This is a genomic window from Carnobacterium funditum DSM 5970, from assembly GCF_000744185.1.
Lineage (GTDB): Bacteria > Bacillota > Bacilli > Lactobacillales > Carnobacteriaceae > Carnobacterium_A > Carnobacterium_A funditum.
The window spans coordinates 1,755,661-1,769,343 of record NZ_JQLL01000001.1 but is presented as its reverse complement, the minus strand read 5'-3'; the positions used below and the strand labels follow the sequence as shown (position 1 = coordinate 1,769,343).

15 protein-coding genes and 2 pseudogenes are annotated in these 13,683 nt (G+C 30.8%); 8 read left to right on the top strand and 9 right to left on the bottom strand.

Annotation, left to right across the window (positions count from 1 at the left end; genetic code table 11):
- Positions 1–80 precede the first annotated feature (80 nt).
- From BR44_RS08310 to BR44_RS08300, 3 genes are read left to right on the top strand one after another with little or no spacing between them, the layout of a single operon-like run.
- Positions 81–2,144 carry a PRD domain-containing protein gene (locus tag BR44_RS08310; protein WP_034551829.1) on the top strand — a complete coding sequence of 688 codons (2,064 nt, stop codon included), beginning with the start codon at positions 81–83 and terminating at the stop codon, positions 2,142–2,144.
- Positions 2,145–2,168: 24 nt separating this feature from the next.
- Entirely contained in the window at positions 2,169–2,609 is a 441-nt protein-coding gene (locus BR44_RS08305; protein ID WP_034551827.1) for a PTS mannitol transporter subunit IIA, read from the top strand.
- A gap of 1 nt (position 2,610) precedes the next feature.
- The gene (locus BR44_RS08300; protein ID WP_034551826.1) at positions 2,611–3,756 is read left to right on the top strand and encodes a mannitol-1-phosphate 5-dehydrogenase; all 1,146 of its coding nucleotides are present in this window, start codon (positions 2,611–2,613) and stop codon (positions 3,754–3,756) included.
- A 51-nt stretch (positions 3,757–3,807) separates the two neighbouring features.
- Here BR44_RS08300 and BR44_RS08295 read toward each other — a convergent pair whose 3' ends face one another.
- Together BR44_RS08295 and BR44_RS08290 are read right to left on the bottom strand one after the other, a co-directional pair.
- Positions 3,808–4,767: an IS30 family transposase gene (locus BR44_RS08295; protein ID WP_034551825.1), complete on the bottom strand. Its 960-nt coding sequence runs from the start codon at positions 4,765–4,767 to the stop codon at positions 3,808–3,810.
- A 173-nt stretch (positions 4,768–4,940) separates the two neighbouring features.
- Entirely contained in the window at positions 4,941–5,633 is a 693-nt protein-coding gene (locus BR44_RS08290; protein WP_034553162.1) for a bacteriorhodopsin, read from the bottom strand.
- Positions 5,634–6,231: 598 nt separating this feature from the next.
- On the opposite strand from BR44_RS08290, the gene BR44_RS08285 reads away from it, so the two are divergent.
- The 3 genes from BR44_RS08285 to BR44_RS08275 all read left to right on the top strand — a co-directional run bounded on the left by BR44_RS08285 (position 6,232) and on the right by BR44_RS08275 (position 8,345).
- Complete coding sequence (locus tag BR44_RS08285) at positions 6,232–6,711, top strand: DUF2975 domain-containing protein (protein ID WP_034551824.1); 480 nt, start codon at positions 6,232–6,234, stop codon at positions 6,709–6,711.
- An 11-nt stretch (positions 6,712–6,722) separates the two neighbouring features.
- A complete protein-coding gene (locus tag BR44_RS08280; RefSeq protein WP_034553159.1) occupies positions 6,723–6,935 on the top strand; it encodes a helix-turn-helix domain-containing protein in 213 nt (70 codons plus the stop codon).
- A gap of 972 nt (positions 6,936–7,907) precedes the next feature.
- Positions 7,908–8,345, top strand: coding sequence for a DUF3955 domain-containing protein (locus BR44_RS08275; RefSeq protein WP_034551823.1), 438 nt, complete (start codon positions 7,908–7,910; stop codon positions 8,343–8,345).
- 135 nt (positions 8,346–8,480) lie between these two features.
- Here the strand turns inward: BR44_RS08275 and BR44_RS08270 are convergent, their stop codons facing one another.
- The gene (locus tag BR44_RS08270) at positions 8,481–9,356 is read right to left on the bottom strand and encodes a DUF1295 domain-containing protein (protein WP_051912627.1); all 876 of its coding nucleotides are present in this window, start codon (positions 9,354–9,356) and stop codon (positions 8,481–8,483) included.
- A 563-nt stretch (positions 9,357–9,919) separates the two neighbouring features.
- Between BR44_RS08270 and BR44_RS08265 the strand changes: the two genes are divergently transcribed.
- Together BR44_RS08265 and BR44_RS08260 are read left to right on the top strand one after the other, a co-directional pair.
- Positions 9,920–10,174: an IS3 family transposase gene (locus tag BR44_RS08265; protein ID WP_034551822.1), complete on the top strand. Its 255-nt coding sequence runs from the start codon at positions 9,920–9,922 to the stop codon at positions 10,172–10,174.
- A 91-nt stretch (positions 10,175–10,265) separates the two neighbouring features.
- A complete protein-coding gene (locus tag BR44_RS08260; RefSeq protein WP_034551820.1) occupies positions 10,266–10,508 on the top strand; it encodes a hypothetical protein in 243 nt (80 codons plus the stop codon).
- A gap of 92 nt (positions 10,509–10,600) precedes the next feature.
- On the opposite strand, the gene BR44_RS11545 is transcribed toward BR44_RS08260, so the two are convergent.
- From BR44_RS11545 to BR44_RS12100, 6 genes and pseudogenes are all read right to left on the bottom strand, one after another.
- Complete coding sequence (locus BR44_RS11545; protein ID WP_156954928.1) at positions 10,601–10,723, bottom strand: type II toxin-antitoxin system RelE/ParE family toxin; 123 nt, start codon at positions 10,721–10,723, stop codon at positions 10,601–10,603.
- Positions 10,724–10,915: 192 nt separating this feature from the next.
- Positions 10,916–11,056, bottom strand: a pseudogene (locus BR44_RS12190) (type II toxin-antitoxin system Phd/YefM family antitoxin); the annotation flags it as partial.
- A gap of 180 nt (positions 11,057–11,236) precedes the next feature.
- Complete coding sequence (locus BR44_RS08255) at positions 11,237–11,506, bottom strand: IS66 family transposase (RefSeq protein WP_084676120.1); 270 nt, start codon at positions 11,504–11,506, stop codon at positions 11,237–11,239.
- Between the two features lie 423 nt (positions 11,507–11,929).
- Positions 11,930–12,661, bottom strand: coding sequence for a DNA alkylation repair protein (locus BR44_RS08250; RefSeq protein ID WP_034551818.1), 732 nt, complete (start codon positions 12,659–12,661; stop codon positions 11,930–11,932).
- Positions 12,633–13,025, bottom strand: coding sequence for a hypothetical protein (locus tag BR44_RS08245; protein WP_342668086.1), 393 nt, complete (start codon positions 13,023–13,025; stop codon positions 12,633–12,635). The genes BR44_RS08250 and BR44_RS08245 overlap by 29 nt, the downstream gene beginning before the upstream one ends.
- A gap of 60 nt (positions 13,026–13,085) precedes the next feature.
- Positions 13,086–13,169, bottom strand: a pseudogene (locus BR44_RS12100) (TetR/AcrR family transcriptional regulator); the annotation flags it as partial.
- Between the last annotated feature and the right edge of the window lie 514 nt (positions 13,170–13,683).

The window sequence follows — 13,683 nt, the reverse complement described above, 5'->3', positions numbered from 1 at the left end:
ATAAAGAATAATAGTAAAAACAGTAGAGTGTTTCTACTGTTTTTACTCATTTTTATTCATTTGAAAGGAGGAAATAACCTATTAATATTTCTAAGAGAGAAAAAAAAATTATTGAACTCCTTTTGGAACAAAAAAATGGCGTAACTTTAGACTTTTTAACAGAAACACTTCATGTTAGTAATCGTACAATTTATCGAGAAGTATCAAGTTTAGAAAGCCTATTAGCTACTTATCAAATCAAATTAGTTCGGGAACCGGACAAAGGCTATCGATTGATTGGACATGCTATTGCATTTCAAGATTTACAAAAAGACTTATACTTATCATCAAAAGAATTAACCGTTCAACAACGCCAAAGTCTATTAGTCATTCAACTACTATTAAGTGAAGAAGAAGTAAAAATGGAAGCTCTAGCTATCGATTTTCAGGTAAGTATCGGAACTATTCAATCAGATTTATTGTCAATCGAAGATATTTTTAAAGATTTTAAGATTAAAATTCAAAGGAAAAAAGCAAAAGGGATTATGGCTATAGCAAAAGAAAGAAATCTTAGACTAATCGTTAGCGGGCTAATTAGTAGCGAAATTAATGAATACGATTTTACTAAGGTATTAGAAAGTCTATCAAAAGTAAAAGATGATAGTTTGTGGACGGAAAGAGAAAACCCATTTTTAAACTTATTAGATAAACAGGTGTTAGGAAATGTTTATAGCGTATTGAAAGAATTCAACCAAGAGTTTTTCAAACGAGTAACAGATACTCAGTTTCAAAAGTTAATTATATTGTTAACATTCTCTATTATGCGCATTAAACAAAGTAAAGAATTAGAAAAAGTAGATGCTTTACTAGAGACAGTTGAAGATCCGATAAGTTTAAATAGTTCTAAAGAAATTTTTCGTCTGATACAGAAACAAGAACACCTAAAACTAAAATTGGAAGAAATTTATTTCTTAGCTATACAATTAGAAGGTTTAAATGTTCATATTCGAAAAGAATTTTTTTCTGAAGACTATGATGCTAATTTAAGTTTTAAGGTCAATGAACTAATTAGTAGTGTTTCTAAACAAATGGGATGGGATTTTAATCAAGATGAAACCCTGTATATGGACTTATTGACTCATATCTCTGCTGCAGTAAGACGATCAGTTTCTCCAATGCCTAGTAACGTAAGTTCTCTATTACAAAAAGTTCATGCACAGTACAACCAACTATCTCTTGTAGTTGAGAAAAATCTCAAAAAAATATTTTTAGGAATTGATTTTTTGCCTGAAGAAATTATCTATGTAGTCATTCATTTTGCATCTACGTATGAGAAATTAATATCTAGAAGAGATGTATCCGTTCTTGTGATTTGTTCTAGTGGAATTGGTATGGCAAAAATACTACAAAATCGATTGAAAAAGAATATTTCAGAAATTTCGGATATTACCACTGCTCGAATCTCTCAATTAGAAGAATTGAAATTAGGAGACTACGATTTAATATTGTCTACGATTTTCTTAAAAGGATTTGAAACAGAATATAAAGTTATTACACCGTTACTTATGGATGATGAAATTAGGAGTATAAGACAATCTATTAAACAACTAGAAAAAAATCCTGTTAAAAACTTAGTAGTCACATCATTAAATGATCATGAATTCAATAAATTCTATGAAAAAATAGTAATAGTAAATCAGTTGTTAGAAAGATTTGACCTAAAGGAGTGGCAACATTATGACTCTATTAATGAGTTATTATCTTCTATTTGTTTTGATTTAGAAAGTAAAGGAATTCTTTTAAATCCAGAAAAAGTTAAATCAAAATTAATAGAACGTATGAATATAGCGCCTATCGGTTTACCTGAGACAAATCTAGCTTTATTTCATTGTATCGATAAAGGAATATCGGTTCCATACTTTGCTATTTATGATAGTCCAAATTCTTTTGTAATGGATTCAATTGATAAAAAAACGATTGAAATGAAAAGAGTATTGATGATGATAGGCCCAGATCCATTAAGTGAAATTGAACAAGAAATACTTGGTTTAATTAGTTCTACTATTGTTGAAAGTAATTTAAATTTAGAACTATTTAATACAGGCTCTAAAAAAATGATTACCAATTATTTAAATATTTTATTCTTAGAGAAATACAAAAAATAATGCTATAAGAAAGAGGAGAAAAAAGTGGAAATTTTAAAAAAAGAAAATATTTTAATAAACCAAACTGCTTCAAGTAAACAAGAGGCTATTCGCAAAGCAGGTAAAGTTTTAGTTGATGCTGGATATGTTAAAGAAGGCTACATCCAAGAAATGCTACAACGTGAAGAAAACTTAACAACTTATATGGGTAACTTTATTGCTATTCCACATGGAACTGAAAATTCAAAAGATATGATTAATAAATCAGGTCTATCAGTTGTTCAAATTCCAGGTGGAGTAAACTTTGGAACAATAGAAGACGAAAAAATAGTAACTGTTGTTTTTGGGATTGCTGGTATAGGAGATGAACATTTAGAGATTCTTTCAAATATAGCTATTTACTGTTCAGAAATAGAAAATGTAGTCAAACTAGCAGATGCATCAACAGAAGATGAAATCTTAACAGCATTAAAAGGAGTTGAATAATATGCGAGCTATTCATTTTGGTGGAGGAAATATCGGTAGAGGATTTATTGGAGAAGTTTTGTATGAAAATGGATTTGACATTACGTTTGTAGATGTTAATGCAGAAATTATTAATGCATTGAACCAATATAAAGAATATACAATAGAATTAGCTGAAGAGAATAAAAAGCAAATTCTTGTTAAAAACGTCTCAGGTATTAATAATGGAACGCATCCAGAATTAGTAGTAGAAGCTTTTAAAGAAGCATCAATCATTACAACAGCTATTGGTCCAAATATTTTGCCATTTATTGCGCCATTAATAGCTAAGGGAATTCAAAAACGGAAAGAAATTAATTCCACTCAAAAGATAGATGTGATAGCCTGTGAAAATATGATTGGCGGAAGTGACTTCCTTAAAAATGAAGTAATCAAACATCTATCCGATGAAGATATCAATTATGTTGATTCATATATTGGTTTTCCTAATGCAGCTGTCGATCGTATAGTTCCTCTTCAAACACATGAAGATAAACTTTTTGTTTCTGTTGAACCTTATAAAGAATGGGTAATTGATGAGCAAGTATTAAAAAACAAAGAGTTAAAACTAGATGGTGCTCACTATGCAAAAGAACTAGAACCTTATATTGAAAGAAAATTATTTACCGTAAATACAGGACATGCAACAACAGCCTATACTGGCAAGTACGCTGGTCACACAACGATAGATGGTGCTTTAAAAGATGAGACCGTAAAAGAGCAAGTCAAACAAGTATTAGGTGAAACAGGCGCATTGATGATTGAAAAATGGGGTTTTGATGCAATTGAGCACCAAGCTTATATTAAAAAAATATTGTCTCGCTTTATGAACCCATATATTTCAGATGATATTACACGTGTGGCAAGAACACCGATGAGAAAATTAGGCTATGATGAACGATTTATTCGTCCGATTAGAGAAGCACATGAAAGAAACCTTTCTATTGATTATTTGGTTAACACAGTAGCTAAAATATTAATTTACCATGACGATAAAGATGAAGAAAGTTGCAATTTAGCTAATTTATTAGCAAAGAAACCTATTGAGAAAGTAATCGAAGAAGTAACAAAATTAAAAGATAATAATTTGATTAAGAAAATTGTAATAGAATATAATAAGTTAGTTTAACTTTCAAATAAAGTACTTCTAATAGATTAAATATTTTAAAATTCTGATTTGTCAAATTAAGCTATACAAAATATCTTCATCCATGTAACTCATAAAAACTTCCAGCGGTGTTTGGTAATTTAATGACTTTCTTGGAATTATATTCCGTTTGTGTGCAACAGACGATACGAAAGCCTGATCAACTTCGTTGAAATCCATTTCTTTTGGCAATCCATCTTTTCGAAGAAGCCCATTAGAATTCTCGTTTAAAGCTCGTTGTGAAGGCGTTCCAGGGTCAGCGAAGTAGATAGCGACATCATGCTGGTTGCACAAAGATTTCCAGTTGGAGAACTCCTTACCGCAATCAAAAGTAATTGATTTGAATAATTTTTTTGGTATGGATTGGAACCATTGATTCATAGCACTCTCAATGTCGCAGGCTTTACGCCCTTTGGGCTTTAAGGTAATGATAGCTTTCGATAAAATCTCTACTAGAGTAATGACCGCACTTTTGTGGCGGACACCTACGATGGTATCTCCTTCGATAGGACCAAATTCTTCTTTAAATGTTGGATAATCTATTATTCTTTCAGAGATATTTCGTTTATAAGCTTGTCTACCTCTACGTTCTTGATGTCCGTTAGGCTTTCTTTTCCCTTTCATTGGAAGGGTAGCTTCATCGAATGTTTTTTCTTTAAATTGTCTATAAAGTGTTCGTACGGAACAGTCTATTGTCATTTCTTTACGGCCAATAATGACATCAGGCGTCCAGCCTTCAGCTACTTTTTCCTTGATATAAAGATGTTGTTCTTCTGGTAAAACGACTTTTTCGCGTCCACACTGCTTCTTGTTTTTCTTATACCGTAGGTAATACTCAAAAGCTGTATGTCCTGCTCTGAAGAACCTGATAACATTATTAATCGGTGTTCGAGTACGATTCAAGTAAGCAGCTATTTTAGCAACTGGAATACCTCGATGGTAATAAGCTTCTATCATCACTAGTTCATCCATGGTAATATGGGTATAGGTCATTTGTGATCACTCCTTGTTTTCTATGGTTGGAAATACAATTAGAGTGTATCACGAATGGCTTTTTTATTTGTATAGCTTAATCTTACAATCCACGCCATAAAAACGAGCTAAAGAATAAGTTCCCTTCTTTAACTCGTTTTTTTGTTTAGTATTGTGTCATTATTTTTTTATTTTTATTTACTATTTTGTTGTTTAAGATTTCGTAGACCTTTGAGATCTAAGACACTGAAACCCACTTTAGAAAAAATAGGTAAAAGTATAAAAGCTAGAATATCTATAAATTCTGATACTATCCCTAACCCAGAGGGACCAAGTAACCACACTGTTGGATAGCCAATCCAGAAAAGAGATAAATACAATGCTGCGTTTTTATAGTGATTGTAGAGCTTTAAATCACTTTCCTTTGCAATATTCATTAAAGGTACCCACACAATATAAAAAATGATGATTAAAGCGGCTACTCCAATAGAATACCAGATATATTTCACAGCGTTCTCTGAAAAACTTGCTATCAGCCCAGAAACTATCATGATTACATCCAAAAATACAAGAGACAAGATAATAGAAATATTCTTTTTTGTGTAGTACATTGCTGTAAGCGCCAACGCTACAAGTAGTAGGGGTGTTGTAAATACCCAATCTAAATACCTTGCAAAATAGACCGTTCTTTCAGACGTCTCTAAAGATCCTTGTCCTATAGCAATAGAAAAATAAGCTAGTGCTGACCATACTGGTATGAAAATTGCAATCATGTATTCGTATTTTGGAACACCTTTAGGATTTCTACTTTGACTATAAAAATAAAGAGCCCCTACGAGCATTACCATGACATAAAACCAATGGATTTGTATAACAAAATCATTCATAAAATCACCCTCTCTTTGAGTTGAATAGTGTATATAAACATTGCTGGTTTTTTATACAGTTTGAGAATCCAATCTCAGTGGGTCAATTTAGAAACGAGTATGTGACAGATTTTCTTTTCTTTAACCTATTATAATCTATCTTAAGAGTAATATCAAAAATAGAGTATTGATATTCCCGGGAAAAAACTTGCTTTTTTACTACTATTTTTATCAATATACATGTATATATTTTGAATTTTTCACCTCACTCTTGGTATTTTGTTGGATTATCAGATCCTTTTATCCGATTCATCTTGATAACATCAAAGAATCTATAGAAGTGGATACAACCATTTGACTATTTTTTAGTCGTTGTAAAAAATATAGTGTATCAAAAACCTTGTTAATTCAAGATTTTTTAGTTAAGCACATTTATTTCTTGAATAGTTTATTAGCGCTCCATTCTTATTCAGTTCATTTAATAAGTAGATAATTTTTTTAACATTATTTACGAAAAAAATGAAATAACAATAAATATTTATCGTAAAACAATAAATATTTATTGACATTTCATTTTTTTTGAATTAATCTATTATTAATTAGTTAAGGAGGATTTTTTATGAGGCAGAAAGAACTATCAGTATGGTTAAAATTAATCATTATTTTTTGTGGATTATTCGTCCTTTTTTTTAATATTTATATTGGCCTTGAAACTGGAAAAGTTCTTATGCAAAGTTCAGCAAACCTTAAAACACTTTATACTCCATTTGTTGCATTCATTTGGGTTACGACTGTTCCTTTTTTTATCGCTCTATTTTTAGGTTGGTCTATATGTACAGATATTAGCTTTGATCAAGCTTTTACCGCTAAAAATGCAGAACGATTAAAGATAATAAGTTTTTTATCAATGATTGAAGGTATTTTATATACTAGTGCACTTTTTTTTATTTTTAAATTTGAAACTTATTCCATCAATAGTTTAATCATCTTAGTCATAATTTTATTTTTCTCAGTAATTATTTCTGTATTCACTTCCATGCTTTCTCATTTAGTTAGAAATGCTAGTGAAATAAAACAAGATAACGACTTAACGATTTGAGGTGTTAAATGATGGCCATCATAGTAAACATAGATGTAATGTTAGCTAAAAGAAAAATGAGTGTGACAGAATTAGCTGAGAAAGTTGGAATTACAATAGCAAATATCTCTATTTTAAAAAATGGAAAAGCAAAAGCTGCTAAGTTTTCAACTTTAGAAAAAATATGTGAAGTTTTAGACTGTCAACCGGGTGATATTTTGGAATATAAAAAAAACTCATTTTAGCTATCTACTAAAGGAGACACTATAATGAAAAAAATTTAGTTTCCATTAGAGGTGTTTTAATATTTATTGCTTTTTCATTCGTACTCTATATTTCAACTACCTATACGAATCTGCTTAGTAAAGAAGAATTACCTAAATCAGAAGAAAATACAAAAAAAGAAGCAATAAACTATTTTAAAGAAAATAAAGATGTCGATGTAATTATTAATGAAGTAGGAATTATTGGAGAATTAGGACCTAAAAGAATGTTGCTAGATGGGCATATTCTCAATAATGAAAATAACAAGATTTATGTAATTGTCACTTTTGAAGAAACAAAAATTGTTGCAATATCCGAAATCAAGTCTCAGTAGAAGATAGTCAACAATCTAAATTTCATGATATTATTCTAACTAATCTTTATTTACTTCATTTTTACGTTTGAGTTCCAAGTTTCTTTTAAACAGGTATGAAATTGAAATTATAAACTACTAATTCTTATCTTTAGTAGTATATGTTGTTGTATAAACCATTACGTTTCTTTATCTTGTTGATATTTTTAAAGATACTAAGATAACTATCAGAATGAGAGGTATGTAGTTGAATAAGTCTGTCCTTTTTAAATTTTTTTCTGCTCTTACTTTTAGTGGAGCTATAGTTGAATTAGTCACTCAAGAAATAGTTATAGGCTATATTTTATTAATCTTAGGTTATTATTTTCTTAGAAAATCAGACATGGAAAAATAATGTTTTAAACCATCGATGTAACCTATTGGTCGTTAATATATAAATCTTCTGAAAATATTTATTCCCTCATATCTTTTATTTACGGCTATAATTGTAAGTACGATATTTATTATTAACTTTAAGTACAATAAATATTTAGGAAGTATATTTTTTATCAGGATGTTTTTTACTTTTATTCTTTTATTCTTTTATTCTTTCTTATAATAATCACTATTTTAACGAAAAGTATTGGGATTTAATGATTAAATAAAGAACATTCGAACAGATAATCAATTAACACAAGAACCCTTAGCCCAAAAATTAACTGTTTCTCGACAAACTATATCTAGTTGGAAAAACAGTCGAAATTTTTCTGATTTAGAAATGGCTGTTACGGTTGCTAAACTATTCTATGCCCCCCTTAATCAACTTATTTTAGGAGATGATACAATGACAGACAAGTTAGTAAAAGATGGAACTGAAGTAAAGAAAACTCGATTTAATATGATCAGTTTTTTATTAATGCTTATTGGAGGGATATTATTTGTAATAAAGGGATTCTCAAAATCAGAAATAGATAGTAACGGTTTTTTACATGAACCCTTCTTTTTTCTTATTCCCTTAGGCTATTTATTTATATTTAGCGGATTGATATTATTTCTTTTTAATCTTGTTAAGAGACAAATGAATAAGTTTAAAAAATAGTTAGTTAGCCTATTCTTAACACAAAAAATTGCTCACTATAAAAAGCTGTGTGTAAGGAATAAAATAACTCATTCCTCACACACAGCTTTTTGAATTTTATTTAATAAAGTATTTTTAACAATGAACTATTCTACATTATTTTTTAGCCCAAGGAAAAATCATTGGAACTTTTTTTGTATATTCTTCCCATGCATCATATTTCTCCATATTTTTCTCTAGTAATGGAGTTGATACTTTGATTAATACGGTAGTCATCAAAATAGGTGAGATAATTAAAAACAGATAATAAATTGGGCTTACAGAACCAGCAAAGAACAACGTAATACCACTGGCATATAATCCAATCCAAATTAAAATCTCTCCAAAATAGTTTGGATGACGTGTGATTGACCATAATCCTGATTGTAGCAGTGTATGTGATCCTTTATTAATGTGTTGTCTTAATTGTTCATCACCAACTACTTCAAAGAATAGTCCTACTAGCGAAATAAATAATGCCACGTAAACGAAATACTGGTAAGCTGAATTAAAATTAAATTCATTGTATTTTATTACTGAATAGCTTGCAGACCCAACGATAAAGTTAATAATACCTTGAACCATAAACACTCTAAAAAAGGCAATGACAACTACTTTATCACCCCACTCTTTACGCCACTGTGCATATCTGAAATCTTCGGGTTTCCCATAATTTCTTTTTAGTAAACGTAATGATAACCTAAGACCCCACACACTAATAAAGCCAACAATAACATATGATAAAACCGTGGGATTTTCAGTCACAATCAATGTAAGCCAACTTCCAACAACAAAACCCATGCCCCAACCAATATCGACGATTGAATTGTTCTTAATCACTGTTGCTATAATAAAGATTATCGTAAAATAAACAAAGGTAAAAATTAAGGGAACAATTAGTCCATCCAAACCGATATTAGTAAATCCTTGTGTTGCTATTGCTAATGTTGCTAAAAATAATATAGTATAAATAACAATTCTTTTTTTATCCATAATACCCCTCTTTCCAATTTTATACATTGTAACATATCTCCCGAAAAAGTACATATATGAGTTCTACCAGCTTGCATCATAAAAAATGCTGAGTAATAATATGAATAAAAAATAACATTCTTAACTTATGATGGCCGAACAAATTTTTATCTTTTAAACATAATTTATGCTATCATTTTTAGACGAATCACATTTCTATATTCTATAGGTGTTATATATCCTAAAGAGCCATGAATCTTCATATAGTTATACTAGTAACTATATTCAGCTAGCTGCAATTCTAGTTCTTTTAGAATTATTCTGATATATAGATGCTATCTTCAAAATCTTATTTATAGCTTCGCTTGCTGTATTATCGCAGAAATTTTCTTTTCTACTTAAGGAACGTTTTATATTAAATGCTTCTAATATATTATCTATCTTCATGTTTTCCTATTTCTTCCCTAAATCTGAATGAAAATCTTTGGATAGGCTACATTTAGTTGGGCAGAAAAGATAGTGTGTATATTGGAAAGGCTATACTAAAGTGGACACGTAGTTAAGAGAAAATTGGAGGTCTTGTTGTGAAGCGACAATCCTATAGTAAAAAATTCAAAAGACAAGCTGTCGATTTAATTCTAATTGAAGGACAACCCATTCGTTTTATATCATGCACACTTGATATTCATGAAAATACTTTGTATCGCTGGGTTGCTGAATATGAGAAATTTGGAGATCAAGCTTTTCCAGGTAAAGGAAGCAGCGAATTTATTTCTCAAAACAAAATTAAAAAACTTGAAAAAGAAAACTGGTCTGTCAACATTTTACTGGTCAAATAGTTAAATTAACCCGATGATGCTATCAAAGAAGACTTATGGTAGGAAGAGACCAAGAATACAAATAAACATCCATGTTAAGGGAGTGAGAGGAATGTCTGAAGTAACCGCTATGTCAGTTAATATAAACGTTTACCAGGGAATGGATTTTTATGCTGATGTCTTTCAGGTAGAGAATAGCGAAAGGATGACTTATGATGAAAATACACTTGATTCAGATGTAGTTGCTTTTAATAATGACTTCAACCGATACGATAAACTCAAAGAAAATGGTCAGGTAGAAATAGAAAAAATGACTAAAGATTTTTCCCAATTTGTAATACATGAAATTCTATAGAATCTTGTATTTGGAACCTTATGACAAGGTTCTTTTTTGTTTTCTTATTGTAGTATAAAAAGATAGAATCTCACCTTTTTCAAAGTAATTTTCTATCTTTCATAGTGTGTCCAAGCTGACCAGATAATGATTTCTTTTGCATCATTATCTACAGCGTAAACAATTCGATGCTGAATATTTAAGCGTCTCGAGTCTTTATCTTTTAAATTTCTCATACGGAGGATGGTTTTGAAAAGAATTCTTTTGTAAGACAACCATTAATTATTTGAATTTTTTATCTAAAAGAGCAGATTTTAAATTTTTTAGATCTTTCGTAGCGGATCTTGCTCATTTTGTAGAGTATCCCAATCGATATCCCCCAATGAAATAAACTCATTCTCTTGTTTACGCTGCTGGATCACATCAGCTCATCCAGAAGATTGAAGGTATAAAGTTTCTTGAATAGCATCCATAGCATCCCAGTCTTTTTTGCTAACCATAACAGCTTCGCTATCTTCATTTTTACCTGAGATATAAATAGGTTCATTGGTTTTGTTGACGTCTTTTAGTAATTGATAAAAAACTTTTTAGCTTGGCTAGGGTTTACAATCGACATAGATTACCTCTCCTTTTTCACTTGTTATAAGTAAGCGCTCAATAGAAAGATACCTAGAATTTTAAAAAAGACACCTCTATACTTAGAAGTATCCTCGGGATTAGTAAATCTATTTTATTTAACGACACTCTTCTTACACCTCTGGAGCCCATGGTAAATAGGCCTCCAAGGGTGTATTTTTTTGATTTGGTCGGTGTGTTAGAAGGTATTCAAAATAATTACGTGGATTCAAGCCGTTTGCTTTTGCTGTTTCTTGAATACTTAAGATAGCAGCGTTTGAACGTGCGCCTCCAGTAGTTGCCGCAAAAAGCCAATTTTTTCTTCCCATTACGAGAGATTTTATACCTCGCTCTGCTAAATTATTGGTAAGCGCTAAGCGACCATCTTTCAAGACAGTCTTCACTTGCTGGTTTAAGTCTCATATCGGCCTAACTTCGATGTAAAGTACAACCCTCTATACTTTACGTCATAAAGTGTGGTCTTCTGCGAGGCTAAAAACCGTCTGTCCTCTCTGATCCTTTTTTCGCCTTTAGTCTGAAAAGGTTCGTCGTGAACATAGAAACAAAAGACAGGCAAAAAAACACCTTAAAAGTGTCCTACAAACGTTGATAGGGAAACCTTTTGAAGAAAGTTAAGAAAACGCCCTTTTTCGACCTCTAGGCGCCTGAATCTCTTTATGCTTTTTCCTAAAACATAGTCTTTTAAAAATTTAAGAATATCAATTTCATAAGAGGATGTTTTTTACCAAAATACAAAAATCTTTTTTATTGAATTTATTTCTTTATAGCCACTTAGCCATATTCTTTATTGTAACAAATTAGATTGCTTACAATCGCCTTTGTCCATGTTTTATAATCCATTTAGTAGCAGCTGTAAGTTCATCTTCTTTCCAAGAATTAATCATTTCATCTGCAAGTGATTGATTTTCCTTGTATAGATCATTTAAATTGTTTCCTACACTTTTTTGTATGAATTTTGAAGTATCATTCTTGAGGTTAGTTAGTATAGTTTTGTATATATCAAAATAGTCGAGTGCTGCTACTGTCTTTGGCGCCCATGGTAAATGAATTCTTATCCCTTCACTCGCTAATCTTCTTACATGAACGTTTTGATCAGTACTCCATGTTAACATGGTTTTCATAGTTAATTCAGTATGTTGTATCAGCAGTGGTCTTATAGCATATTCACCCGTCTGTCTCTTTGTAAACTCTTTAATAAAAATATATGAAGCGATTGGGTCTTCGTTTGCATGTCGTTCAACAAAGCGACCTATTGGCCAAAGCCACCAACCCTCTGTAAACATACCTGTTTCTTTCTTAAGTTCGCTACCCCAAATGGATTTAAACAATTCCAGATAATCTTTGTACTCAATATTAAGTGCTAGTTCAAAAGCATTTACATACAAATCTTGTCTTGCAAGAAAGGTTTCACTTCCAAGATTTGTATTTAAGTAGTCTAAAAAAATTTCTGCATCAAATTTACTATCTGAACATTTAAGTTTATTTGCAATATCAGTCGCATAACTTAAATCATAATAGCTTACTAATTTTTTTCCCACATGAATCTACCTCCCTTTTAAACGCTAGTATCATTTGTTCGATAATTTCGCCAACTTCAGTTATTGCTGTTTCTTTATTATCACGTTTTCCAACCCACATAACAACTTCATCCATTGCACCAGAGAGCATGGACGTCAGCGCCTCAACAGAAAGATTAGTTAGTTTACCCATAGCAGACATACTTTTTAAATGATCATATAAATATGATCCGGAATAAGTGTCATCTATTTCTTCCCAAAGTCTCAAGCCTATTGCGGTTGGTGCATCGACTATCAAAACTCTTTGATTTTCGTCACTCAACATTACTCTGATAAATGCCTTAGACCCTGATACAAGCGATTTCCAAGGATTAGACTCTAGCATGGCTGCTTTTTCTACTTCTCTTGCTACACTTTCTTGCACGTTTTCTACTACTGCCTGAAATAGACCTTTTTTTCCTTTGAAATGGTAGTACAACGACCCTCTAGTCAACTTCAATTGCTTTACAATTTTTTCTAAGGAAACTTGTGCGTATCCCTTTGAGTAACTTCTTTTAAAGCGGTAGCTAGAATTTTAGACTTGGTTAATTCTGACTGTTCATTATTTTTCATTTAAACCTCTTCTTTATACATATCAGCAAAGGCTTTTGATGGTGGGATATTTTCGATTACGTCAATAAGAACTCCAATTGGATCACTCATTATAAAGTGTCTTTGCCCAAAATCCTCATCTCTTAATGTCTTCACAATTTTTATGTTATCATCTAATCGTATCTTATTATATAATTCTGTGGCATTCTCAACTTTAAAATTAATAATTAAGCCTGTAGTTTTGTTTCTAAAATCCTTAGGAACCGTTTTGTGTTGGTAGTCTAATACTGCAAGTTCAAAAGTATGTTCACCTTGTTTATTTATTAAGCTGATATACCCATCTTCTTCCTAAATGATTTCAAAATTTAAAATAGTTGTATAGAAAAGAGCAACTTTTTTTACTTCCTCTGTCATAATAACCGCATATAAACTTTCAAGTTTCATAATAATAA

Coding starts and splice junctions, on each gene's coding strand:
- BR44_RS08300 (WP_034551826.1), top strand. CDS start 2,611: ATGCGAGCTATTCATTTTGGTGGAGGAAATATCGGTAGAGGATTTATT.
- BR44_RS08295 (WP_034551825.1), bottom strand. CDS start 4,767: ATGACCTATACCCATATTACCATGGATGAACTAGTGATGATAGAAGCT.
- BR44_RS08290 (WP_034553162.1), bottom strand. CDS start 5,633: ATGAATGATTTTGTTATACAAATCCATTGGTTTTATGTCATGGTAATG.
- BR44_RS08285 (WP_034551824.1), top strand. CDS start 6,232: ATGAGGCAGAAAGAACTATCAGTATGGTTAAAATTAATCATTATTTTT.
- BR44_RS08280 (WP_034553159.1), top strand. CDS start 6,723: ATGGCCATCATAGTAAACATAGATGTAATGTTAGCTAAAAGAAAAATG.
- BR44_RS08270 (WP_051912627.1), bottom strand. CDS start 9,356: ATGGATAAAAAAAGAATTGTTATTTATACTATATTATTTTTAGCAACA.
- BR44_RS08260 (WP_034551820.1), top strand. CDS start 10,266: ATGTCTGAAGTAACCGCTATGTCAGTTAATATAAACGTTTACCAGGGA.
- BR44_RS11545 (WP_156954928.1), bottom strand. CDS start 10,723: ATGAGAAATTTAAAAGATAAAGACTCGAGACGCTTAAATATTCAGCAT.
- BR44_RS08245 (WP_342668086.1), bottom strand. CDS start 13,025: ATGCTAGAGTCTAATCCTTGGAAATCGCTTGTATCAGGGTCTAAGGCA.